The 22,539-nt window shown below is 70.9% G+C and carries 19 protein-coding genes and 3 tRNA genes; 13 read left to right on the top strand and 9 right to left on the bottom strand.

Going from position 1 to position 22,539, the window contains the following annotated elements; all coding sequences use genetic code 11:
• The first annotated feature begins 55 nt into the window (after positions 1 to 55).
• The 4 genes from ACLQ2T_RS12685 to ACLQ2T_RS12670 all read left to right on the top strand — a co-directional run bounded on the left by ACLQ2T_RS12685 (position 56) and on the right by ACLQ2T_RS12670 (position 5,942).
• The gene (locus ACLQ2T_RS12685) at positions 56 to 838 is read left to right on the top strand and encodes a carbohydrate ABC transporter permease (protein ID WP_363741971.1); all 783 of its coding nucleotides are present in this window, start codon (positions 56 to 58) and stop codon (positions 836 to 838) included.
• Positions 835 to 2,268, top strand: a complete 1,434-nt coding sequence (locus tag ACLQ2T_RS12680) for a GH1 family beta-glucosidase (protein WP_425766212.1) — start codon at positions 835 to 837, stop codon at positions 2,266 to 2,268. The genes ACLQ2T_RS12685 and ACLQ2T_RS12680 overlap by 4 nt, the downstream gene beginning before the upstream one ends.
• Before the next feature lie 82 nt (positions 2,269 to 2,350).
• A complete protein-coding gene (locus ACLQ2T_RS12675) occupies positions 2,351 to 3,397 on the top strand; it encodes a LacI family DNA-binding transcriptional regulator (RefSeq protein ID WP_425766211.1) in 1,047 nt (348 codons plus the stop codon).
• Between the two features lie 73 nt (positions 3,398 to 3,470).
• Complete coding sequence (locus ACLQ2T_RS12670) at positions 3,471 to 5,942, top strand: hypothetical protein (protein ID WP_425766210.1); 2,472 nt, start codon at positions 3,471 to 3,473, stop codon at positions 5,940 to 5,942.
• Here the strand turns inward: ACLQ2T_RS12670 and ACLQ2T_RS12665 are convergent.
• Positions 5,907 to 7,136: an acyl-CoA dehydrogenase family protein gene (locus ACLQ2T_RS12665; protein WP_425766209.1), complete on the bottom strand. Its 1,230-nt coding sequence runs from the start codon at positions 7,134 to 7,136 to the stop codon at positions 5,907 to 5,909. The two genes, ACLQ2T_RS12670 and ACLQ2T_RS12665, sit on opposite strands and share 36 nt — an antisense overlap.
• Positions 7,136 to 8,206 (bottom strand): phosphotransferase family protein, encoded by a 1,071-nt coding sequence (locus ACLQ2T_RS12660; protein ID WP_425766208.1) that lies wholly within the window; start codon positions 8,204 to 8,206, stop codon positions 7,136 to 7,138. Before ACLQ2T_RS12660 ends, ACLQ2T_RS12665 begins: the two co-directional genes overlap by 1 nt.
• Positions 8,207 to 8,358: 152 nt before the next feature.
• Here ACLQ2T_RS12660 and ACLQ2T_RS12655 point away from each other — a divergent pair, with 152 nt between their 5' ends.
• From ACLQ2T_RS12655 to ACLQ2T_RS12645, 3 genes are all read left to right on the top strand, one after another.
• Positions 8,359 to 9,060: an amino acid-binding protein gene (locus ACLQ2T_RS12655; RefSeq protein WP_425766206.1), complete on the top strand. Its 702-nt coding sequence runs from the start codon at positions 8,359 to 8,361 to the stop codon at positions 9,058 to 9,060.
• Positions 9,061 to 9,171: 111 nt separating this feature from the next.
• A complete protein-coding gene (locus ACLQ2T_RS12650) occupies positions 9,172 to 10,227 on the top strand; it encodes a GNAT family N-acetyltransferase (protein WP_425766204.1) in 1,056 nt (351 codons plus the stop codon).
• A gap of 518 nt (positions 10,228 to 10,745) precedes the next feature.
• Complete coding sequence (locus tag ACLQ2T_RS12645; protein WP_425766202.1) at positions 10,746 to 13,664, top strand: glycoside hydrolase family 9 protein; 2,919 nt, start codon at positions 10,746 to 10,748, stop codon at positions 13,662 to 13,664.
• 259 nt (positions 13,665 to 13,923) lie between these two features.
• Here the strand turns inward: ACLQ2T_RS12645 and ACLQ2T_RS12640 are convergent, their stop codons facing one another.
• From ACLQ2T_RS12640 to bioB, 3 genes are read right to left on the bottom strand one after another with little or no spacing between them, the layout of a single operon-like run.
• Entirely contained in the window at positions 13,924 to 14,433 is a 510-nt protein-coding gene (locus ACLQ2T_RS12640) for a GNAT family N-acetyltransferase (RefSeq protein ID WP_425766201.1), read from the bottom strand.
• 2 nt (positions 14,434 to 14,435) lie between these two features.
• The gene (locus ACLQ2T_RS12635; RefSeq protein ID WP_425766199.1) at positions 14,436 to 14,630 is read right to left on the bottom strand and encodes a hypothetical protein; all 195 of its coding nucleotides are present in this window, start codon (positions 14,628 to 14,630) and stop codon (positions 14,436 to 14,438) included.
• 5 nt (positions 14,631 to 14,635) lie between these two features.
• Positions 14,636 to 15,631, bottom strand: coding sequence for a biotin synthase BioB (gene bioB, locus ACLQ2T_RS12630; protein WP_425766198.1), 996 nt, complete (start codon positions 15,629 to 15,631; stop codon positions 14,636 to 14,638).
• A 158-nt stretch (positions 15,632 to 15,789) separates the two neighbouring features.
• Here bioB and ACLQ2T_RS12625 point away from each other — a divergent pair, with 158 nt between their 5' ends.
• Both ACLQ2T_RS12625 and bioD read left to right on the top strand, forming a co-directional pair.
• Positions 15,790 to 16,926 carry an 8-amino-7-oxononanoate synthase gene (locus ACLQ2T_RS12625; RefSeq protein ID WP_425766285.1) on the top strand — a complete coding sequence of 379 codons (1,137 nt, stop codon included), beginning with the start codon at positions 15,790 to 15,792 and terminating at the stop codon, positions 16,924 to 16,926.
• Positions 16,914 to 17,651: a dethiobiotin synthase gene (gene bioD / locus ACLQ2T_RS12620; RefSeq protein WP_425766197.1), complete on the top strand. Its 738-nt coding sequence runs from the start codon at positions 16,914 to 16,916 to the stop codon at positions 17,649 to 17,651. The genes ACLQ2T_RS12625 and bioD overlap by 13 nt, the downstream gene beginning before the upstream one ends.
• A gap of 12 nt (positions 17,652 to 17,663) precedes the next feature.
• Here the strand turns inward: bioD and ACLQ2T_RS12615 are convergent, their stop codons facing one another.
• Both ACLQ2T_RS12615 and ACLQ2T_RS12610 read right to left on the bottom strand, forming a co-directional pair.
• Positions 17,664 to 18,848 (bottom strand): cytochrome P450, encoded by a 1,185-nt coding sequence (locus ACLQ2T_RS12615; protein ID WP_425766196.1) that lies wholly within the window; start codon positions 18,846 to 18,848, stop codon positions 17,664 to 17,666.
• 1 nt (position 18,849) lies between these two features.
• Entirely contained in the window at positions 18,850 to 19,518 is a 669-nt protein-coding gene (locus tag ACLQ2T_RS12610) for a class I SAM-dependent methyltransferase (protein ID WP_425766195.1), read from the bottom strand.
• A 176-nt stretch (positions 19,519 to 19,694) separates the two neighbouring features.
• Here ACLQ2T_RS12610 and ACLQ2T_RS12605 point away from each other — a divergent pair, with 176 nt between their 5' ends.
• A complete protein-coding gene (locus ACLQ2T_RS12605) occupies positions 19,695 to 20,621 on the top strand; it encodes a hypothetical protein (protein ID WP_425766193.1) in 927 nt (308 codons plus the stop codon).
• A 16-nt stretch (positions 20,622 to 20,637) separates the two neighbouring features.
• On the opposite strand, the gene ACLQ2T_RS12600 is transcribed toward ACLQ2T_RS12605, so the two are convergent.
• The gene (locus ACLQ2T_RS12600; protein WP_425766192.1) at positions 20,638 to 21,213 is read right to left on the bottom strand and encodes a TIGR03086 family metal-binding protein; all 576 of its coding nucleotides are present in this window, start codon (positions 21,211 to 21,213) and stop codon (positions 20,638 to 20,640) included.
• 54 nt (positions 21,214 to 21,267) lie between these two features.
• Entirely contained in the window at positions 21,268 to 21,870 is a 603-nt protein-coding gene (locus ACLQ2T_RS12595) for a TetR/AcrR family transcriptional regulator (RefSeq protein WP_425766190.1), read from the bottom strand.
• Positions 21,871 to 22,137: 267 nt separating this feature from the next.
• Here ACLQ2T_RS12595 and ACLQ2T_RS12590 point away from each other — a divergent pair.
• The 3 genes from ACLQ2T_RS12590 to ACLQ2T_RS12580 all read left to right on the top strand — a co-directional run bounded on the left by ACLQ2T_RS12590 (position 22,138) and on the right by ACLQ2T_RS12580 (position 22,403).
• Positions 22,138 to 22,210: transfer RNA gene (locus tag ACLQ2T_RS12590), tRNA-Gly, on the top strand.
• Between the two features lie 34 nt (positions 22,211 to 22,244).
• A tRNA-Cys gene (locus ACLQ2T_RS12585) sits at positions 22,245 to 22,315 on the top strand.
• Positions 22,316 to 22,328: 13 nt separating this feature from the next.
• Positions 22,329 to 22,403 (top strand) — tRNA-Val (locus ACLQ2T_RS12580).
• Positions 22,404 to 22,539 lie beyond the last annotated feature (136 nt).

The following is a 22,539-nucleotide window of genomic DNA, read 5'->3' as shown; positions in this document are numbered from 1 at the left end:
GAAATCGGCTTCCCGCCTGTGGCGTACCAGTCCGCTGACCTACCTGGCGCTCGTCATGGCGGCCCTGCTCTCGATCTACCCGTTCTACTACATGATCGTGATCGGCACCCGCAGCCTGGACGCGATCAACGACGTGCCGCCACCGTTCACCCCTGCCGGTTCCTTCGGCGACAACTTCGGCCGGGTGCTCGACAACGACGCGGCCAACTTCGTCACCGGTCTGATCAACTCGATCATCGTCTCCTCGGTGGTCACCGTGTCGGTGGTGCTCACCGGATCGCTGGCCGGCTTCGCCTTCGCGAAGCTGCGGTTCCGGGGCCGCAACATCCTGCTGCTGTCGATCATCGTCACCATGATGATCCCCACCCAGATGGGCATCATCCCGCTCTGGGGCATGATGCAGTCGTTCGGGTGGTACGACAGCCTGCTCGCGGTCACCGTGCCGTTCCTGGTCAGCGCCTTCGGCGTGTTCATGATGCGGCAGTACGCCAGCCAGGCGATCTCGGACGAGCTGATCGAGGCTGGCCGGGTCGACGGGGCGAGCACCTTCCGGATCTACTGGAACATCGTGCTGCCGGCACTGCGTCCGGCCGCGGCCGTGCTGGGTCTGCTGACCTTCATGGAAACCTGGAACTCGTTCCTCTGGCCGTACGCGATCCTCAGCCCGGAGAACCCGACCCTCCAGGTGTCGCTCTCCTTCCTCTCGTACGCCTACTACACGGACTACTCCCAGGTCTTCGCCGCCACGGCGGTCGGCACCCTGCCACTGGTCCTGGTCTTCATCGTGTTCGGCCGCCAGATCATCGGCGGGATCATGGAAGGTGCAGTCAAGTCGTGAGCAACCCCGCCACCCCACCCGCAGTCGGCGTCCTCGACGAACGTGCGCCGCTGACCTTCCCGCCGGGCTTCCTCTGGGGAGCGGCCACCGCCGCGTACCAGATCGAGGGGGCCGCGGCCGAGGGTGGGCGTACCCCGTCGATCTGGGACACCTTCAGCCACACCGAGGGACGCACGGTCGCCGGGCACACCGGTGACGTGGCCTGCGACCACTACCACCGGGTCCGTGACGACGTCCGGCTGATGGCCGAGTTGGGGCTCAAGTCGTACCGGTTCTCGGTCTCCTGGCCCCGGGTGCAGCCCGGCGGGTCCGGTCCGGTCAACGCCGAGGGGCTGGACTTCTACCAGCGGCTGGTCGACGACCTGCTGGCCAACGGGATCGAGCCCTGGCTCACCCTCTACCACTGGGACCTGCCCCAGGAGTTGGAGGACGCCGGAGGCTGGCCGGCCCGCGACACCGCCGGCCGGTTCGCCGAGTACGCGCAGTTGATGGCGGACGCCCTGGGCGACCGGGTGAAGTACTGGACCACTCTGAACGAGCCCTGGTGCTCGGCCTTCCTCGGCTACGGCTCCGGGGTGCACGCCCCGGGCCGTACCGACGGGGCGGCGGCCGTCCACGCCGGGCATCACCTGATGCTCGGGCACGGGCTGGCCGTGCAGGCGTTGCGGGCGGCACTGCCCACGGCGCAGCTAGGGGTGACGGTGAACCTCTACCCGGTCACCCCGGCCAGCGACGCACCCGGCGACGTCGACGCCGCGCGACGCATCGACGGGCTGGCCAACCGGTTCTTCCTCGACCCGATGCTGCGTGGTCAGTACCCCGACGACCTGGTCGCCGACCTGGCCAAGGTGACCGACTTCGGGCACGTCCGCGACGGGGACCTGGCCACCATCTCCGCTCCGATGGACCTGGTCGGGGTGAACTACTACAGCCGGCACGTGGTCGCCGCACCGCTGCCCGGCGAGGAGCCCGAGCGGTACTGGCGGGCGCCGACCAACTGGCCGGGCAGCGAGGAGGTCCGGTTCGTCACCCGGGGCGTGCCGGTCACCGACATGGACTGGGAGATCGACGCCCCCGGCCTGGTGGAGACGCTGCGCCGGGTGCACGAGGAGTACACCGACCTTCCGCTGTACGTGACGGAGAATGGTTCCGCCTTCGTCGACACCGTGGTCGACGGCCAGGTCGACGACGCCGAGCGCCTGGCGTACTTCGACGGGCATCTGCGGGCCGCCCACGAGGCGATCACGGCCGGTGTCCCCCTGCGGGGATACTTCGCCTGGTCGCTGTTGGATAATTTCGAGTGGGCCTGGGGTTACACCAAGCGGTTCGGCATGATCTACGTCGATTACGACAGTCAGACCCGCATCCCCAAGTCCAGCGCCAGGTGGTACGCAGAGGTGATCCGACGCAACGGTCTGGCCGCACAATAAGGCGACGGCCAGCCAGTAACAGGCGGCCCGGCACCGACGCTCTACCAGGTGCCGGTGCCGCCTGATGTCGGAGGAGCAGACGATGACAACGCAGCGCACCCGGTCGCTCGGGCGCCCGACCCTGGACGCGGTCGCGGCCCGTGCGGGGGTTGGCCGTGGGACTGTCTCCCGCGTGGTCAACGGTTCTCCCCAGGTGAGCCCGGAGGCCCGTGCCGCCGTGCAACAGGCCATCGCCGAACTGGGGTACGTGCCGAACCGGGCCGCCCGGGCGCTGGTCACCCAGCGGACCGACTCGGTGGCCCTGGTGGTCAGCGAGTCCGGCGAGCGGATCTTCGCCGAGCCGTTCTTCGCCGCAATCGTGCGAGGCATCAGCTCGGCGCTGCTGGAGACCCCCTTGCAGCTCTGGCTGGCCATGGCGCAGTCTCCGCTGGAGCGGGAGCGGGTCGAGCACCACCTGACCAACCAGCATGTCGACGGGGTACTGCTGCTGTCGCTGCACGACGACGACCCGCTGCCCACCCTGCTGGAGGAGCGCGACCTGCCGATGGTGCTCGGTGGTCGGCCGGCGCGGATGCTGCACCCGGAGGCCCAGCCCGCCTCGTTCGTGGACGTGGACAACGTCGGCGGGGCACGTCAGGCCGTGGAATACCTGGCCGGTCGGGGCCGACGGCGCATCGCCACCATCGCCGGCCCTCAGGACATGGGCGCCGGCCTGGCCCGCCTCTCCGGCTACCGGGACGCGGTACGCACCGCCGGGTTCGGCCTGAACCCCGACCTGATCGCGTACGGCGACTTCAGTGAGGAGAGCGGTGCGACCGCCATGCGGCAACTGCTGGACCGCTGCCCGGATCTGGACGCGGTGTTCGTCGCGGCCGACCTGATGGCCTTCGGCGCGATGCGCATGTTGCGTGAGGCGGGTCGCCGGATACCGCAGGACGTGGCCGTGATCGGCTTCGACGACGCGCCGATCGCCCGGCAGGCCGTACCCCCGTTGACCTCGGTCTTCCAGCCGGTCGAGGAGATGGGTCGACAGATGGCCCGGCTGCTGGTCGCCCGCATCCGCGGCGACGAGATCCCCGCCCCGCACATCGTGCTCCAGACCCAACTGATCGAGCGCGCCTCCGCCTGAACAGCGGACGGACCCACAGGACAACGTCAACTACTGTGAGGTCCCCGGTGGCACGTAGTGCTGGAGGCTCAGCGTGGAGACACTTCATCCGACGCAGCCCGACATCTTCACCTCTGCGGCGATCGTTGCGGCTCTTGATGAAGCCGCTGACGAGCGCAGCCCACGACCATTCCATGACCTTCTGGCGCGAGCGGGGCAGGCGGACGCCTTCGCGGACCTTGACGACCTGTTCACGAATCTGATCTCTGATCAGCAGGTCGTCCGGGCTGTTCTCTGCGCACAGTTGCGAGACACCGCCCGCCGGGCCGACCTCCTTGTCGTGCTTATCGCCTATCTCCACTCCCGCATCAACGGGATATGGGACCTGTACGCCGATCAGCGAGGGCTGCCTCACGCGGTCATCGAGGTCGTCGACGCGGAGCTGTCCGAGCACCTGGCCGCCCTGCGTGGCACGGACTCCGACGCTCACACTCAGGCCCTCGCCGAACGGATCACCATCCTGGTGGAGCAGATCAGGTTGGTGCCGGTGGGCATATCGGTCAGCAGCGCCGTCAACTGTTCCTGCCCGGAGGCGGCGGCGGAACTTGCCAACCACATCGTGACAGCCTCCGAGGACCAGATCAGTCGGATGCAGGCGATCCGCGACGGCGACGAGTTGACCGAATGGCTGGTCGGCTACGCGCACGAGATTCGGGACTACTACGAGGCCCTCAGTCGGTGCGCGAAAGCGACACACCGGTTTCTCGCCGCCGGGCGGAAACCGGAGAATCGGCAGCCGGCCGACAGCGGGGTAGGCCGCGGATTTCTGGCCGGGGAAATTGCCGAGCAGATCGAGCACCTCACGCAGATCCAGCGTCGGCACCCCCCGACAGCCTGGCTGTCCTCCGACCTCGCGGCCGGTGCGGCGACCCTGCGGGTGATGCACGAGTGGGTGAAGCGGGACTTCCTCCATGTGGCGGATGCAACGGTCGTCTACATCTATCCGTTCACGATTGCGCATTCCGCGCTGGACGGCTTGTCGGGACGACACGGCGAGGTGCCCGCCCCGGGTCGCCTGTCCGTCGACGGGCCGAAGGGCGACGCCGGTCCGATCAGCGTGATCAGAAGGTTGTACGACGAGCAACGTCTGCGGGTGCACGGGCGACCCGTGAGTGCGATCCTCGATGACGCCGTCGGCGATGACTGGGGCATGGAGTCCGACTACCGGGTCCTGACCGTATCGCTGCCCCCGGTGCAGATCACGATGACCAATGCCCTGCGAACGCAGGAGACCTTCGCCGCGACGCTCAGAATCAGCAGTGTCGGCAATCACAGTCTCCGCCTCGAAGGCAGCTTGATCGACGCGGACGTGCACGTCGTCAACCAGGCACTCCGCCGTCCCACAGTGGTGATGGGGGCCGGTGAGCAGGTCCGACTGGCAGACCCCGACCGGACGGAGTCATGGACCCGGTTGTCCGACTACGCCCAGGACGTCATCGCCGAGTTCCTTGACGGATTGATGGTGAAGGTAGCCGGGCAGGTCGCGCCGAGCAGGACCATCTGGCAGACCGCTGCTTCGGCGACAGCCTTGAGTCACTCCTTGCTGCGAATCCGGTCCCTTCAGGTCGTCGCTGCGGACGGTACGGTCCGCCCGGCACGAGGCTCGGAGATCAGTGATCCGTCGCTGGTCGGCAGCAGTCTGCTCATCTGCCCGGTCGGCCGGGACGCGGTGACGCTTGAGGAGTGGGTGCGCTACCGTCCCTCACCCGATGTCACCGACCTGCTCGGCGAGTACGGATACTCCGGCGACATCGTGCTGCGTACGGCGAACACGACAGTGGTGTCGGCGCCGGAGACCCCGGACTGGATGGCCGTTTCCTACAGCAATCTGGCCGAGTTCATCGCCGCTCTGCCCGGCGCCCTGCTCGGCTGGGCCGCCGACATGGCTGAGCACATCCGTCGCGCCCGCACGCAGCTTGACGCAGCGCGACAGTTGTTGGAGAGCACCTCGGTGCCGACGGTGCAGGAGAAGGCTGCGCTACGGGGCGCCATCAGATCCCTTGAGCAGCATTACATCGAGCTCAGGCTGGTGACGAGCGACGTTCGCGCCAAGATCAACCGGTTGGGCTCGCCCACTCTGTTGCGTGACCTGATCAGGCGTGCGTACTTCGACCGGCTGTATGACGCGGCCGGCCTGAAGGTGTACGAGCGCTCCCTGATGGACCAGATTCAGCAGGCCGAGGAGCTGTACCAGACCGCCTCCGGGGTGTTCCGGGCCTTCGACGACCGGATGGCGGCTCTCGACTCCCAACGGGGCCGACGCTTGAACACCATCCTCACCACCGCCGCGACGATTCTCGCCATCGGTTCGGTAGCGGAAATGTACGGTCTGCTCAACGACCTTCTCGCACCACAACCGTGGGTACTCGCGCTCGAGGTCACCTCGATAGGCGCGCTGGTCCTGGTCATGGCAGGAGTCGTGCTGCGCTTCGGGCGTTCACGGGTCCGGCGGACAACGAGGCAACGCGGGTCACGCCGGAGGCTGCTCCGCCGTCCAGCGGCGTAGTTCGCGGCGGGCGAGGCTGGCTCGGTGGACCTCGTCCGGGCCGTCGGCCAGTCGGAGGGTGCGGGCCTGGGCCCAGAGGGCGGCCAGGGGAGTGTCCTGGCTGACCCCGGCGGCCCCGTGGGCCTGGATGGCCTTGTCGATCACCCATTCGGCCATCGCCGGGGTGGCGATCTTGATTGCCTGGATCTCGGTGTGGGCGCCCTTGTTGCCGACGGTGTCCATCAGCCAGGCGGTCTTGAGCACCAGCAACCGGGCCTGTTCGATGCGGACCCGGGACTCGGCGATCCACTCGCGTACCACCCCCTGTTCGGCCAGGGGTCGACCGAAGGCGATCCGCTCGGTGACCCGCCGGCAGAGCAGTTCCAGGGCCCGTTCGGCCATGCCGATCAGCCGCATGCAGTGATGGATGCGGCCTGGGCCGAGCCGGGCCTGCGCGATGGCGAAACCCGCCCCCTCGGTGCCGATCAGGTTCTCCACCGGCACCCGTACCCCGGTGAAGTCGATCTCGGCGTGCCCGCCGTGCGGGCCGTCGCGGTAGCCGTACACCGTCATGCCCCGGCGGACGGTGACCCCCGGGGTGTCCCGGGGGATCAGGATCATGCTCTGCTGCCGGTGCCGTTCGGCGTTCGGATCGGTCCGGCCCATCACGATGAAGATCGCGCAGGTCGGATCCATCGCCCCGGAGGACCACCACTTGCGGCCGTCGATGACGTAGTGGTCGCCGTCGCGGCGGATGGAGGTGGCGATGTTCGTGGCGTCGGAGGAGGCCACCTGGGGCTCGGTCATGCAGAAGGCGGACCGGATCTGCCCGGCCAGCAGCGGCATCAGCCAGCGCTCCCGCTGGGTGGGAGAGCCGAACTCGGCCAGCAGTTCCATGTTGCCGGTGTCCGGCGCGGCGCAGTTGAGCGCCTCCGGGGCCAGGTACGGGCTGCGGCCGGTCAGCTCGGCCAGCGGGGCGTACTGGAGGTTGGTCAGCCCGGCACCGTAGCGGGGGTCGGGCAGGAAGAGGTTCCACAGGCCCCGCCGTCGGGCCTCGGCCTGCAACTGCGCCAGCACGGGCGGGCGGGCCCAGGGGTCACCGGCGGCGGCCACCTGCTCGGCGTACACCGCCTCGGCCGGGTGGACGTGCTGCTCCAGGAAGTCGGTCAGCTCCGTGCGCAGCTGTTCGGTGCGGGTGTCGTACCCGAAGTCCATCAGCTCTCCCGTACCGCGCGCAGACCGTGGGCGACCAGCGGCGCCACCAGGTCACCGATGGTGTCGAAGCCCTCGCCGAGGGTCTGCCCGAGGGTGTGCCGATAGTGGATGCCCTCGCAGATCACGGCCAGTTTGAAGCAGCCCAGGGCCAGGTGCCAGTGCAGCGGGCCGACGTCGACGCCGCTGCGCGCGGCGTACCTGTCGATCAGTTCGGCGCCAGTCGGGAAACCGGCCCCCGGGCCCGGGTGCTCGGCGCCGCGGGTGCCCTCGGGGGGATCGACGCCGCCGAGCACCTCCCAGTAGGTCAGCAGCAGCCCCAGGTCGGCCAGGGGATCGCCGAGGGTGGCCATCTCCCAGTCCAGTACGGCCGAGACGGCCACCGGCTCGACCGTGGCGAGCAGGTTGTCCAGCCGGTAGTCGCCGTGCACGATACGGCCGACCGGGTGACTCTCCGGGACGGTGGCGGCCAGCAGATCACGCAGCTCGTCGATGCCGGGCAGCACCCGGCTGCGGGAACGGTCCAACTGCCCGGCCCAGCGGCGTACCTGCCGGGCGAGGTAGCCCTCGGGACGACCGAAGTCGGCCAGGCCCACCGCCTCGGGGGCGACCGTGTGCAGTGCCGCCAGGGTGTCCATCATCGCCATGGCCAGCCCGTGGCGCTGCTCGGCGCTGAGCCGGTCGGTCTGCCGCCGGCCGCGGAACACCTCGCCGGGCATGCGTCGCATCAGGTAGAAGGGCGCCCCGAGCACCTCCGGATCGGGGCACAGCAGCACCGCGTGCGGCACCGGAACCTCGGTGTCGGCGAGTGCGGAGATGACCCGGAACTCCCGGGCCATGTCATGGGCGGTGGCCAACACATGCCCCAGGGGCGGACGGCGCAGCACCAACTCCTGGTCCCCGGCCCAGAGCAGGTAGGTCAGGTTGGACCGGCCGCCGGCGATCAGCTGGGCCCGCAGGGGGTCGGCGGCCAACTCGGGCCGGTGTTCGCCCAGGTAGCGGCGAAGCCGGCCGAGATCCAGACCGGCGGGCGGGTCGTCGCCCTGATTCCACTGAGTGTCCGGATCGGTCATCCGGACAGTCCAGGGCAGCTCCGCCGGCTTGTCAAGGTCAGGTTTGACTCTGGAGACATGCCGCCGCAACGGGGGCGAAATGGTCAACTGCCACGCTGGAGATCAGCCTGCCGGCCACCTCTGGGGCCGGCCTGCCGAGCGGAGGGTTCGAGATGTTGTTGCGCGTACGGGTCACCCTGCCGGACCGTCCGGGCACCCTCGGCCAGGTGGCCCGGACCCTGGGGGTGTCGGGCGCGGACATCGTCCAGGTGGTCGTGCTGGAGCGTCTCGGCGGGCGGGCGGTCGACGACTTCACCGTGGTGTGGCCGGGCGCCGCCCGGGTGGAGCGGCTGCTGGCCGGGCTGGCGGCGATCCCGGGGGTCCAGGTGGACGGGGTGTGGCGGGCGATCGGCGCGCCCACCACCACCGGCCAGGACGCCGAGTTGTTGGCACAGGTAGCCGCCAACCCGACCGACGGGTTGGCCACCCTGGTCGACGCGGTACCCGGGCTGCTCGCCGCCGACTGGGCGGTCGCGGCCGTGGTACCGGTGGACTGGGCCAGCCGGACCGACGGCGGTGGGGCCACGGTCGGGCACGCCAGTTGGCGTACCCCGGTGCCGCCGAAACTGCCGGAGGTGACCCCGCTGCGGGCCCGGTCGGTGACCGTTCCGGACGGCGGGCACTTCGCGATCGCCCCCTTCGGCCGGGCCGGGCTGGTCATGGTCGTGTGCCGGGAACGCAGCGAGGCGCTGACCCCGGCCACCTTCCACTCCACCGAGGTGGACCGGCTGGCCCAGCTGGTCCGGGCCAGCGCGGTGATCCTCGGCGATCGGCTGGACCTGGTCGACACCCCGCCGGTCGTAGCCAAGCAGTGACGGCCCTCGGCCTGCTGTGACGCAGACCGCAGGGCCGGTCGCGGCACGACACGGCCAGGCAATCCGCCGGCAACAGCCGGGCGCGAGGGTGGTGCGGGAAGGGAGGCAACAATGACCCTGTGGCGGATCCGGGCCACCGTCGACGACCGACCGGGCTACCTGTCGGTGCTGACGGCCAGCCTCGCGTTGCGCGGAGTCAACATCCTCACCGTGCAGGTACACACCACCGAGCAGGGTGCCGTCGACGACTTCCTGGTCGACGCACCGGACACCCTCGACGAGACCGACCTCATCGCCGCGGTGGAGCGAGGCCGGGGACGAGACTGCTGGGTGGCGCGCAGCGAGGCGCGTGGCCTGGTCGATCAGCCGACCCGGGTGCTCGGGCTGGCCACCCGGTTGGTCCGCGACCCGGACGCGACCGGGGAGGTGCTGCGGGCCCTGCTCGGCGCGGACGAGGTGAGCTGGCGGCCCGCCGTCGCGGGAGCCCGGTCCGGCATCGACGGGACGACGATGCAGTTGGCCGACCCCAGCGGGGGTTCGTATCACCTGCGTCGGGCAGCGCCGAGCTTCACCCCGGCGGAGTACGCCCGGGCGCAGGCCCTGCTGGAGTTGGGGGCCACCGCAGCCGGCCGGTACGCCGAGCAGATCACAGTGGTCCTGCCCGACGGGGCCGAGTTGACGGTTCGGCCGGCCGTCGCCGAGGACCTGGCCGCGGTGGTCGAGTTGCACCGGGCCTGCTCGCCGAATACCCGTCAGCGGCGCTATCTGGGCGGGGCGGGGTCGCCGGCCCCGGCGCGGTTGCGGCGGCTGCTGGAGCCGACCCGAGGGCTGACCCTCGTCGCGGTCACCACCGGCCCGGAATCGGGGCGGGAGTCGGTGGTGGCGATGGCGAACCTGCTGGCCGAGGGCGACGAGGCGGAGGTGGCGTTGCTGGTGCGTGACGACTGGCAGCGGCGCGGGCTGGGGTCGACCCTGCTGCGGCGGTTGACCCGGCAGGCCGAGTCGAGTGGGTACGCGGCCGTGGTGCTGCACACCCAGGCCGACAACACTCCGATGCTGCGGACTCTGCGTCGGCTGGGCCGACCGGCCACGGTCGAGCCGGACGGCGGATTGTTGACCCTGACCGTGCCCCTGGCCGCCGAGGTTCCGGCGCAGCGCACGGGCTGACCGGGAAACAGACGGCCGTCCTCCGGTGCGGAGGACGGTGAGAAGGGCAGGACTTCCGGTGCGGAGGGCCTGCCCTTTGCCCTGCGGCGGCAGCCCGGCTACCGGGGGCGGGGAGAAAACGGCCGCCGGAGGGACACCGACGGCCGTTTTCTGGTGGTTGGTACGCAGCGAGCTTCCCGACCTGGTCGGGGGATGACACAAGTCTGCCTGCCCGCCGCCGATGTTGATCTCAGGTGAACGGTCTGAATCGAGCGGACGGGAGGATCTCCTGCCGGGACGGCGGAGACGAATCCGGGTCCTCAGGCGGCGTGTCGCCGTAACGCGCCAGACCGGACGGACGCTGCGTACCGCTTCCTGGTGGCTTCCCAAACCACCCGCTGCCACATTACATTGCTAGCTATCCATGGGAGCGCTCCCGGTCCTGCTGGATCCCACCTCGCCACCTAGCGGGCAGCCGTCCATCCCCGACGCGCGGTCGCGCGTCGGCGCTGCCTGCGCCGCACCGACAGGAGCAGTCGATGCACCACACCACCGGGCCGGGTCGCGCGCGCCGCGACTGCTCCGGCCACCGCGAACCCTGGTCCCGTCGCCTCCGCACGGCGGGTACCGCCCTGGTCACCGGGCTGGCGCTAGTGCTCGGCGTACCCGGAACGGCTGTCGCCGCCCCGACCTCCGGCGACGGCTCGACCAGCGCCGCCGCCCCCGCCTTCAACTACGCCGAGGCGCTGCAGAAGTCCCTGTTGTTCTACGAGGCGCAGCAGTCCGGCAAGCTGCCGGACTGGAACCGGGTCTCCTGGCGGGGTGACTCCGCCCTGCGGGACGGCTCCGACGTCGGGATCGACCTGACCGGCGGCTGGTACGACGCCGGTGACCACGTGAAGTTCGGCTTCCCGATGGCCTTCACCACCACCATGCTCGCCTGGGGTGCGGTGGAGTACCGGTCCGGCTACGCCGCCTCCGGCCAGCTCACTCACCTGCTGAACAACCTGCGGTTCGTCAACGACTACTTCGTCAAGGCCAACCCGGCGCCGAACGTGCTCTACGGCCAGGTGGGCAAGGGCGACGACGACCACAAGTGGTGGGGTCCGGCCGAGGTGATGCCGATGGCGCGGCCCGCGTACAAGATCGATGCCAGCTGTGGTGGTGCGGACCTGGCCGGGGAGACGGCGGCGGCGATGGCCGCCTCGTCGATGGTGTTCCGACCCACCGACGCCGCGTACGCCGACAAGCTGCTCACCCACGCCCGGCAGCTCTACACCTTCGCCGACACCGTGCGGAAGAACTACCACGAGTGCATCACGGACGCGACCAGCTTCTACCGCTCCTGGAGCGGCTACACCGACGAGCTGGTGTGGGGGGCGATCTGGCTGTACCGGGCCACCGGCGACGCCGCCTACCTGGCCAAGGCCGAGAGCGAGTACGACAGGCTCGGCACCGAGCCGCAGACCACCACCCGCTCCTACAAGTGGACCGTGGCCTGGGACAACAAGCAGTTCGGGGCGTACGTGCTGCTGGCCAACCTGACCGGCAAGCAGAAGTATGTCGATGACGCCAACCGGTGGCTGGACTTCTGGACCGTCGGGGTCAACGGGGAGCGGGTGCGGTATTCGCCCGGCGGGATGGCCGTGCTCGACTCCTGGGGGGCCCTGCGCTACGCGGCCAACACGGCCTTCGCCGCGCTGGTCTACAGCGACAAGACCACGGACGCGACCCGCAAGGCCCGCTACAAGGACTTCGCCGTCCGGCAGATCAACTACGCGCTCGGCGACAACCCGCGCAACTCCAGCTACGTGATCGGCTTCGGCGCCAACTCCCCGCGCAACCCGCACCACCGCACCGCGCACGGCTCCTGGTGGGACAGCATGACCGTACCCACCGAGACCCGGCACACCCTCTACGGCGCCCTGGTCGGCGGGCCGTCGTCGCCGAACGACGCGTACACCGACAACCGGTCGGACTACGTGATGAACGAGGTCGCCACCGACTACAACGCCGGTTTCACCTCCGCCCTGGCCCGGCTGACCCAGGAGTACGGCGGCACCCCGCTGGCCAACTTCCCGGTCCCCGAGCAGCCGGACATCGACGAGTTGACCGTGGAGACCACGGTCATGCAGAACGAGACCCGGGCCACCGGCCTCAAGGTGATGATCTACAACAAGTCGGCCTTCCCGGCGCGGGCCCTGACGGACGCCAAGTTCCGCTACTACTTCCGCCCCGACGGCACCGGCCCGGTGACGGTCACCCCCGGATACACCCAGGGCTGCCCGGCACCGTCGACCGCCCGGCAGGCCGCCGGTGACCTCTGGTACGTCGAGGTCGACTGCACCGGGCACACCATCGCCCCGGCCGGGCAGTCGCAGCACCGGATGGAGGTGCAGTTCAAGGTCGGGGTGCCCGAGGGTGGCACCTGGAACACCGCCAACGACCCGTCGTTCCAGGCCACCGCGGGGCCGAACCGCAACGTGCCGCTCTACGCCGGTGGCGTACGGGTGTGGGGAGAGGAACCGACGACCGCAGCGGACACCACCCCGCCCACCACCCCGGGCACCCCGGTGGCCACCGCGATCACCTCCCGCTCGGTGACTCTGACCTGGCCGGCGTCCACCGACACCGAGAGTGGAGTCGCGGAGTACAGCGTCAGCAGCCGGGAGGCCGGCAGCGACGCGATCATGCTGCGTACCAGCGCCACGAACTCGATGACGATCGACAGCCTGATTCCCGCCCGAAGCTACGTGTTCAGCGTGCGGGCCCGGGACGGGGCCGGGAACTGGTCCGCCACCTCGCCGAGCCTGACCGTGACGATCCCCGCGGTCGACGAGGGCGACACCACCCCGCCGACCGCGCCGGGCAGCCTGACGGTCTCCGGGATCACCACCCCCGGAGCGACCCTGACCTGGACCCCGTCGACCGACAACGTGGGGGTCACCGGTTACCGGATCTACCGGACGTCGCTCGGCGCGGAACTGGTCGCCACGGTCACCGGCACCACGTACCAGGTGACCGGGCTCAACCCGCAGACGGCGTACTACTTCCACGTGGTGGCGATCGACGCGGCCGGCAACGCCTCCCCGCCGTCGGAGACGGTGACGGTGACCACCTCGGCGCCGTTGCCGACCTCGCCCTGCCGGATCACCTGGGGCACCAACGACTGGGGCACCGGCTTCACCGCCAACATCACCATCGCCAACACCGGCACCACGGCGATCAACGCCTGGACCCTGGCCTTCACCTTCCCGCACAGCGGCCAGCGGGTCGGCCAGAGCTGGTCGGCCACCTTCCAACAGACCGGCACCTCGGTGACCGCGACCAACCTGTCCTACAACGGCACCATCGCCCCGGGCGCCTCGACCAGCATCGGTTTCAACGGCACCCACACCGGCAGCAACCCCAAGCCGACCAGCTTCACCCTCAACGGCAACCCCTGCACCATCGGCTGACGGCCCCTAGTGAGGGCGGGGCGCCTCGCCGACCGGCGAGGCGCCCCGCCCTCGTGCACGTCCTGCCCACCCTGTTCGGCGGCATCTATGGTGCCTGCATGTCGAGATCACGCTCGATCTGGGATCGAGTGGCTTCGAGCGCCGGGCTAACCACTCGATCCCACATCGAGCGTGATCTCGAAGGCAGGGTGCAGTCAGGCTCTTGGCGTGGGCGCGGGGTCTGTTGGGGCCAGTGTGGTCGGCACCCCGACGACCTGGGTCAGTCGACCAGTTCCTCGGCGAGCAGGTCCATCAGCAGGCCGTCGTGCCAGCGGCCGTCGGCACCGCGCTCGTAGCGGCGCAGCACCCCCACCGGGCGGAAACCGACCTTGGCGTACGCCCGGATCGCGGGGGTGTTCGCCGCCGCCGGGTCGATGGTGAACCGGTGGTGACCGTGTGCGTCGATCAGGTGCCGGATCAGGGTGCGGATGGCGTCGCCGCCGAGCCCGGCACCGCGTACCGCCGGATCCAGGAAGATGTCCAGGCTGGCGTGCCGGTAGTCGCGGTCGTTGTCGGCGTACCACTGGATGGCGCCGATCACCCGGCCGTCGTGCTCGACGGCGTACACCGTCAGGTCCTCGTCGGCGAGATCGGCGGTGACGGCGGCGGTCAGGTCGTCGTCGCCGCGCCACCAGCGGTGCACCTCCGGCTCGGCGCGGATCGCCGTGAGGGCCGGTACGTCCGCGGCCGTCACCGGTCGTAGCACCACCGAACGTCCCCGCAGCACCATGCTCAGCCTCGCAACTCGCCGTGCTCGACACAGACCGCCGACCAGCCGACCGGCAGCACCTGCACCTTCATCCGCCGTCGGCAGTGCGCACAGTAGCGCGGCGGCTCCAGGGCGCGAGCCGCCGCGCAACCCGGGTGGGTGCCGGTGGCCACGGCCTCCCCACACCGGTCGCACCAGGCTCCGAGCACCTCGCCCATCGGGGTCACAGCGTCGCCGACAGCGCCTTGACCGGCATCTTGAGGTCTTCGAGCAGCTTGAGGTCGTCCGTGGCGGATCGACCGAGGGTGGTCAGGTAGTTGCCGACGATCACCGCGTTGATGCCACCCAGCAGCCCGTCGCGGGTACCCAGGTCACCCAGGGTGATCTCCCGGCCGCCGGCGTACCGCAGGATGGTGCGCGGCATGGCCAGCCGGAAGGCGGCGATGGCCCGCAGCGCGTCCTTGCCCTCGACCACCGGCCGGTCGCCGAGCGGCGTGCCGGGGCGGGGGTTGAGGAAGTTCAGCGGCACCTCGTGCGGGTCCAGTTCGGCCAGTTGGGCGGCGAACTCGGCCCGCTGCTCCACGGTCTCGCCGAGGCCCAGGATGCCGCCGGAGCAGACCTCCATGCCGGATTCGCGGACCATCCGCAGGGTCTCCCAGCGCTCCTCCCAGGAGTGGGTGGTGACCACGTTCGGGAAGTAGGAGCGGCAGGTCTCCAGGTTGTGGTTGTAGCGGTGCACGCCCATCTCGACGAGTTCGTCGACCTGCTCCTGGGTGAGCATGCCCAGCGAGGCGGCGACCTGGATGTCGACCTCGGCCTTGATCGCTGCCACGCCCTCGCGCATCTGCTTCATCAGCCGGGCGTCCGGGCCGCGCACGGCGGCCACGATGCAGAACTCGGTGGCCCCGGTGGCGGCGGTCTGCTTGGCGGCCTTGACCAGGGAGGGAATGTCCAGCCACACCGAGCGCACCGGGGAGGTGAACAGGCCGGACTGGGAGCAGAAGTGGCAGTCCTCCGGGCATCCGCCGGTCTTCAGCGAGACGATGCCCTCGACCTCCACCTCCGGGCCGCACCAGCGCATCCGCACCTCGTGGGCGAGTTGCAGGGTGGCGGTCAGGTGCTCGTCGGGCAGGTTCAGCACGGCGAGGACGCCGGCTTCATCGAGGCCGACGCCGCCCTCCAACACCTGGGTGCGGGCCTGATCGAGGATCTCTGACATGCACGTACCCTACAAGGCCGCCGGAGCGGCGGAAACGGGCGCGGCGAGCCGACGGGCCCGCGGCGGCCGGCGTCGTGCGGCGAGCCGTCCTGCGCCACGCCGGGGCGGTCCGTACGGGTGGTAATTTCGCCGGCGGGGACACGGGGAGGGGCGTGGCGGTGGCGGACTGGCTGGCGGCGCTGAACCGCCGCGCCGAGCTGCGGGCGCGGGCGGGGTTGACCCGCCGGCTGCACCCGCGCCCGGCCGCCGACACCGTGGTCGACCTGGCCGGCAACGACTACCTGGGGCTGTCCGGGCACCCCGAGGTGATCGCCGCGGCCACCCGGGCGCTGTCCCGGTACGGCCTGGGGGCTACCGGTTCCCGGTTGGTCCGTGGCTCCACCGAGGCACACCATGCCCTGGAGGAGAGCCTCGCCGGTTGGCTCGGCAAGGATCGGGCTCTCGTCTTCTCCTCGGGATATCTGGCCAACCTGGGTGCCGTCCGGGCCCTGGTGCGTCCCCGTACCCTGCTGGTCTCCGACGCCCACAACCACGCCAGCCTGATCGACGGGTGTCGGATCTCCGGTGCGGAGACCGTGGTCACCCCGCACGCCGACGTGGCCGCCGTCGCGGCCGCCCTGGTGGCGGCGCCCGGTCGACCGGCGGTGGTGATCACCGAGTCGATCTTCTCCGTCGACGGTGACCTGGCCCCCCTGGTCGACCTGCACCGGGTCGCCCGTGAACACGGCGCCCTGCTGCTGGTCGATGACGCGCACGCCCTCGGGGTGACCGGGCCCGCCGGTGCCGGTGCGGTGGCTGCCGCCGGGCTGGCCGGTGAACCGGATGTGGTGGTCACCGCGACCCTGTCCAAGGCCCTGGGCGGGGCGGGCGGGGTGGTGGCCGGTCCGGCCGAGTTCGTCCGACACCTGGTGGAGACCGCCCGGACCTTCATCTACGACACCGCCCTGCCCCCGGCCGTGGCCGCCGGGGTGCACGCCGCGGTCGAACTGGCGCGCACCGGGGAGGACATGCGGGCCCTCCTGGCCGAGCGGGCCACCCTGGCGGTGGGTCGGCTGCGCGCCGCCGGCCTGGAGGTCTCCACCCCCGACGCGGCCGTCGTCTCGGTCACCGCCCCCGGGCCGGAGGCGGCGACGGCCTGGGCCGCCGCCTGCCGCGAGCGGGGTGTGGCGGTCGGCTGTTTCCGTCCACCCTCCACCCCGGACAGCCGTTCCCGGCTGCGACTGACCATCGGCGCGGGGGTGTCCCGGGCGGACTTCGAGCATGCCCTGGAGGTCATCGTGGAATGCGCCCCATGACGGATCAGTGGCGGGGACCGGTGCTGGTCACCGGGACCGACACCGAGGTCGGCAAGACCGTGGTGACTGCGGCCATCACGGCCGCCGCGCAGGCGGCCGGGCTGCGGGTGGCGGTGGTCAAACCCGGCCAGACCGGTACGGCCACCGGTGAGCCGGGCGACATCGAGGCGATCACCCGACTGGCCGCCCCGATGACCGGCCGCACCCTGGCCGCCTTCCCCGACCCCCTGGCCCCGCTGGCCGCCGCCCGGGTGGCCGAGTTGCCGCCCCTGGAGCTGTACAACGCGGTGGACGCGATCCGCGAGGAGGCCGAGAAACACGACCTGGTGCTCGTCGAGGGGGCCGGTGGGCTGCTCGTACCGATGGGGGTGCGGCCCTCGGGGGAACCATGGACGGTGGCCGACCTGGCGGTGTCGCTGGGCGCCCCGGCGGTGGTGGTGGCCCGCGCCGGGCTCGGCACCCTGAACCACACCGCCCTCACCCTGGAGGCCCTGGACCGGCGGGCCGTGCCGGCCGGGGTGGTGGTCGGCGCCTGGCCGGCCGAACCGGAACTGGTGCACTGGGCCAACCTCAGCGACCTGCTGCCGAACCTGCTCGGTGCCCTGCCCGCCGGGGCCGGGGCGATGGACCCGGGGGTCTTCCGCCGGTCCGCCCCGGGCTGGCTGACCCCGGCGCTGTACGGGGTGCTCGACGACTGGCGGGCCTGGGCCGACGAGATCAGCTGAGCGCCTCGCCGCTCAGCGGCCGACCAGCAGGGTGTCCGGCATCCGGAAGGTCAGGTTGTCCGGGTACCAGGGTGCCCGCAGCACCCGCACCTCGGCCAGCAGCGGGGCCACCTCCGTCACCACGGTAGCGGCCTCCATCCGGGCGAGTTGGTCGCCGACGCAGCGGTGTGCGCCCGCCCCGAAGGTCAGGTGCCGGCGTGAGCCGCGTTGCCCCGGCCGGAACTCGTCCGGCGCCGCCACGATCTCCGGATCCCGGCCGGCCCCGGCCAGCCACAGCACCACACTGGTGCCCGCCGAAACCGCCGTCCCGCCCAGCGTGGTGTCCACGGCGGCCCGCCGTCGCCAGGTGACGATCGGCGGCTCCAGCCGCAGCCCTTCCTCGACCACCTCGGCGACCGCGACCGAGCCGTCCCGCAGCCCGGCGAGGATCGCGGGCTCGCCGGTGAGTCGGTGCATCAGCAGGGTGAGGAACTGGGAGGTGGTCTCCTGACCGGCGACCAGCAGGAAGAACAGCGCGCCGACCACCACGTCGGGCGGGTGCCCGGCGGCCCGCAGGGAGGCGGCCAGCCCGCCGCCGGTGGCCGCGAACTCCCGCAGCACCAGGTGGAAGCGACCCACCTCGGTGGCCAACTGCTGCTGCCGGTCGGCCTCCAGCGGGGCCCAGAACAGTTCCAGGGCCGCGCGGGCGAAGTCCTTCACCGCCGTCACCGGGGCGTCCGGCAACTCGATCAGCCGGGCCAGCACCAGCAGCGGCAGGTCGGCGGCGAGCCCGGCGTACAGGTCCACCGGTGTGCCCGCGTCCAGGTCGGCGGTCAGCCTGGCCACCCGCCGCCGCACCAGCGCGGTCAGCCAGTCCCGCTGCGCGGCCACCCGGGAGGGATGCAGGGCCTCGGCGACCAGGGCCCGGATACCGGGGTGGCTGGCCTCGCCGTTGTTGGCCAGGGTCGGTGGCAGCCGGAACCGGTGCCGGGCCAGGATCCGCAGCGCGGCCACCGGGATCGGGGTCACCGCGTCCAGGGCGTTGTCGGGGCGATAGGTCCGCGGATCGGTCAGCACCTGCCGGACCAGTGCGTGCCGGGTCACCAGCAGGTGTTCGACCCCCAGGTGATCGGCGACCCGGGTCACCCCGTCGCCGGCCCGGGCCTCGTCGTGCGCCGCCGGGGCCGACTCCCAGCTGCGGAACAGCACGGGCGACACCCTAGTCGCCCGCCGCCGGCCGTCCCGCGCGCAGCTGCCACACGGTGGTGCGCTTCACCCGTACGCTCTCCAACGCCTCGCTGACCGGCACCTCGTAGCTGGCGAGTTCGTCGAAACGGTCCCGGGGCAGGAAGGCCCGGCCGGGGTCACCGACGAGCACCTGGGCCCCGTTACGCGCGGCGCGCAGCAGGAAACGCAGCACCCGGTTCGTCATGGCGGCGCTGTAGAAGACGTCCCCGGCGAAGATCACCTCGGCGTCGCCGGCGTCCCCGTCGAGGATGTCGCCGAGTTCGGCGTCGACCCGTACCCCGTTGGCTTCGGCGTTGAGGGTGATCGCCGCGACCGCCAGGGGGTCCACCTCCACCGCCCGCACGGCGGCGGCACCGGCCCGGGCGGCCGCGATGGCCACCAGACCGGAGCCGGAGGCCAGGTCGAGCACCCGACGCCCGGCGGACAGCTGGGGATGGTCGGTGACGTACCGGGCCAGGCCCTGCCCACCGGCCCAGGCGAAGGCCCAGAAGGGTGGTGGCTGGTCGCTGCGGAACTCGCCCTCGGTCAACTCCCACAACCCGATCGGTTCGTCGGCCTGATGCAACCGCACCTCCGGTACGAAGGCGACGGGGGCGAGTCGGGCGTGCAGCCGGACGAAGGCGGTGGAGAGCGCGGACATCCGGTGATTGTCCACCGGGGTCCTTCCCGGCGTGTCGCGGGTGTCCGGTGAGCGGTTCAATACCGTACGTGAAAAGGGGCATCTTGCTTCACCACCCGCGCGAACACACCCGTCTACCGGGTGGCCGCCGGTCCTCCTAGCGTTGCCGATGGAGACGACCAACGGGAGGGCGGATCGTGAAGAGGCTGTGGCGCAGCACGCTACGGATCGGGGTGGTGCTGGCCTGTCTCACCGGGGTGGACGTCGCCATGGCCGCGCCCGCGCACGCGGCGTTCGCCACAGAACTCAGCGGTCTGCCGCAGCAGTTCACCGCGGGCGGGCAGGCGGCGACGGTGTCCGCCGTGGTGTCCCGCGACGACCCCGGCGGTTGCCTGAAGGTCCGCTGGTCGTTGCTGCTGGCGGTGCAGGGGATGCGACTGGATCAGGTACGGGTGGACCGGATCGAGGAGACCGGTTCGTTCCCGGTGCAGGTGCGCATCGACGGTGACGTGGCCCGGCTGACCGACCGGCAACTGGACCCGGGCACCCTCTGCCCGGGGCGTACGGTGACCGCCCAGTACCGGATCGGGTTCGCCGCGGACGTCGGGCAGGGCCGGGTCAGCCTGGCCGCCGAGGCGTACGACCGGAACCTGCGGCTGCTGTCGCGGCAGGCGGCGACCCGGGAGGTGATCGGCCGGGGCGCGGTGGCGCCACCCACCACGGCCGCCCCGACGCCGAGTTCGGTGCCGACGGTGGACCCCACCGAGGAGCCGATCGAGGTGCCGACGGTCGATCCGACCGACGAGGAGACCGAGGTCGACGACCAGGCGGGCGGCGTCGAACCACCGGCAGCCGATCCACCGGCCGGCGGGGCCGCCGGCAATCAGGTGTCGCAGTCCGGCACCGGGATCGGTCTGACCGAGGCCGCCTTCCTGCTCGGTGCGCTGCTGCTGTTCCTCGGTGTCGGGCTGCTGATGCGGTTGCGGCAGCTGACCCGCGAGCCGGAGGTGACCGAGGGTACGACCGTCACGGTCGGCCCGGGGCGGGTCGGCGAGTGGGAAGGGCTGCCCGGCGAGTGGCAGCGCCAGCCCGACCGTCGGCGATGGCGGACCGTGCCCCGCTGAGGGCGCTCGGTCGGGCTCAGGGCGCCCAGTCGGGGTCGCGGCCGAAGGCGGCGATCAGTTGGTCCTGTCGGTCGGCGGTGGGGGAGACACCCACCTCGGTACGGACCAGCCCGCTGCGCTGGTAGTCGTCGATCTGCCCGGCGAACCACTGGGCGCACTCGGCGACCGCGTCGGCGTCCAGCACCGGATCGGCGCCGATCGCCACGGCGAGATCCCAACCGTGGACGAGGTGTTCGGCGATCAGTTGCCGCAGGTACTCCTCGGCGGGGGTGTCACCGGCCGACAGGTGCACGGTGGCCTCCCGGGCCCCGGGGCGGGTGGCGGCCATCTCGGCCTGCGCTGCCGCGTCGCGGGCGGCCACGACCGGGTCCGCGCCGAGTTGATCACCGTCGTACCGGTCGCCGACCTCGGCTATGGTCCGCCCGGCGAGCAGGGGCACGCTCCACCGTTCCTCGCCGACCACGTGGTTGACCAGGGTACGAACGTCCCAGTCGGCGCACGGGGTGGGCGCCGACCATTGCCCGGGGGCGACCAGTGGCACCCGTTCGATGAACTCGGCCACGCTGCGCCGGTAGGTCTCCAGCAGGTCCATGGCGTCATTCTGACCGGCCGAGGGACAGCCGGTGGCCGGTTCCCGGGGACGGGCTCAGTCCAGTTGTGCCGGGTCCAGCCCGAGTTCCCGGGCGGCCACCAGGCGTACCCATTCGGCGAACTGTCGGCGGGAGATGACCCGATCGTGCACCGCCAGTTGCACCGCCAGGCCGTCCATCACCGCGCTGATCCGCCACGCCGCACCGGCCGGGTCCGCGCATTCGAAGACCCCCTCACGCACCCCGTCGGAGATGACCTCGGCGAGATCCTGCCGCCAACGCAGGTCCAGGCGGCGGGACACCTTCTCCAACTCCGGGGTACGCAGGGACTCCGACCAGCCGTCGATCCACATGGACCAGGAGGTGGATCGTCCCGTCGGGGTGTAGAGCCGCAGGATGCGCCGCAGTTTGGTCAGCGGTGAGGCATTGGACTGGGTGACCGCGTCCAGCCGGGCCAGATCCTGTTCGGCGGCGTAGGCGAAGGCCTGGGCGAGAAGGCGTTCCTTGGTGGCGAAGTGGTAGAAGACCAGGGCCTGGCTGACCCCGGCGGCCTGCGCCACGTCCGCCGTGCGGGTGTTCGCCAACCCGCGTTGCGCGATGACGTCACACGCGGTGCGGAGCAGGGCATCCAGGCGGATTTCGGCCGCACGTCTCGTCACGCCCGTCACCGTAACCCATCGAAACGGATACGGCGTGTCACCGAAGCCGGTCGATCCGACTTGCGACAGTCGGACACCAGACAGTTGTTCACCGGGCCTTTCCGGCACCCTCTCCGCCTTCCTGCCCGCCCGCCCGATTTCCTACCCATCCTCCTAGGAAGCTCAGGGGTGGGGATTGCTGACGCGCCGCATGGACCACCCGATTTGGCAACCGTTCCATGACTCGGCTAAAGTTCTCATCCGTCACCGGGAACGCGCCGGGGGCACGCGGACGTAGCGCAGCTGGTAGCGCATCACCTTGCCAAGGTGAGGGTCGCGGGTTCGAATCCCGTCGTCCGCTCGGAGCTGCCGCCACGCTTGACGGGGGCAACCTCGGTGGGGTGGCCGAGAGGCGAGGCAACGGCCTGCAAAGCCGTGTACGCGGGTTCAAATCCCGTCCCCACCTCGGACAACAGCAAGGGCGATTGGCGCAGTGGGAGCGCGCTTCCTTGACACGGAAGAGGTCACTGGTTCAAACCCAGTATCGCCCACCAGATTGAACGACTGACGAAGCCCGTCACCGGAGAACGGTGACGGGCTTCGTCGTTTTCGCGCGCAGCCGCCACCTCCATCTCCTTCCTCCGCTTGTCATTGACGTTCGTTTAGTCAGTCCTGCATAGTCAGTTCTGA

Source organism: Micromonospora sp. DT229 (genome assembly GCF_049844505.1).
Classification (GTDB): domain Bacteria; phylum Actinomycetota; class Actinomycetes; order Mycobacteriales; family Micromonosporaceae; genus Micromonospora.
This window is presented reverse-complemented; position numbering and strand designations above follow the sequence as displayed.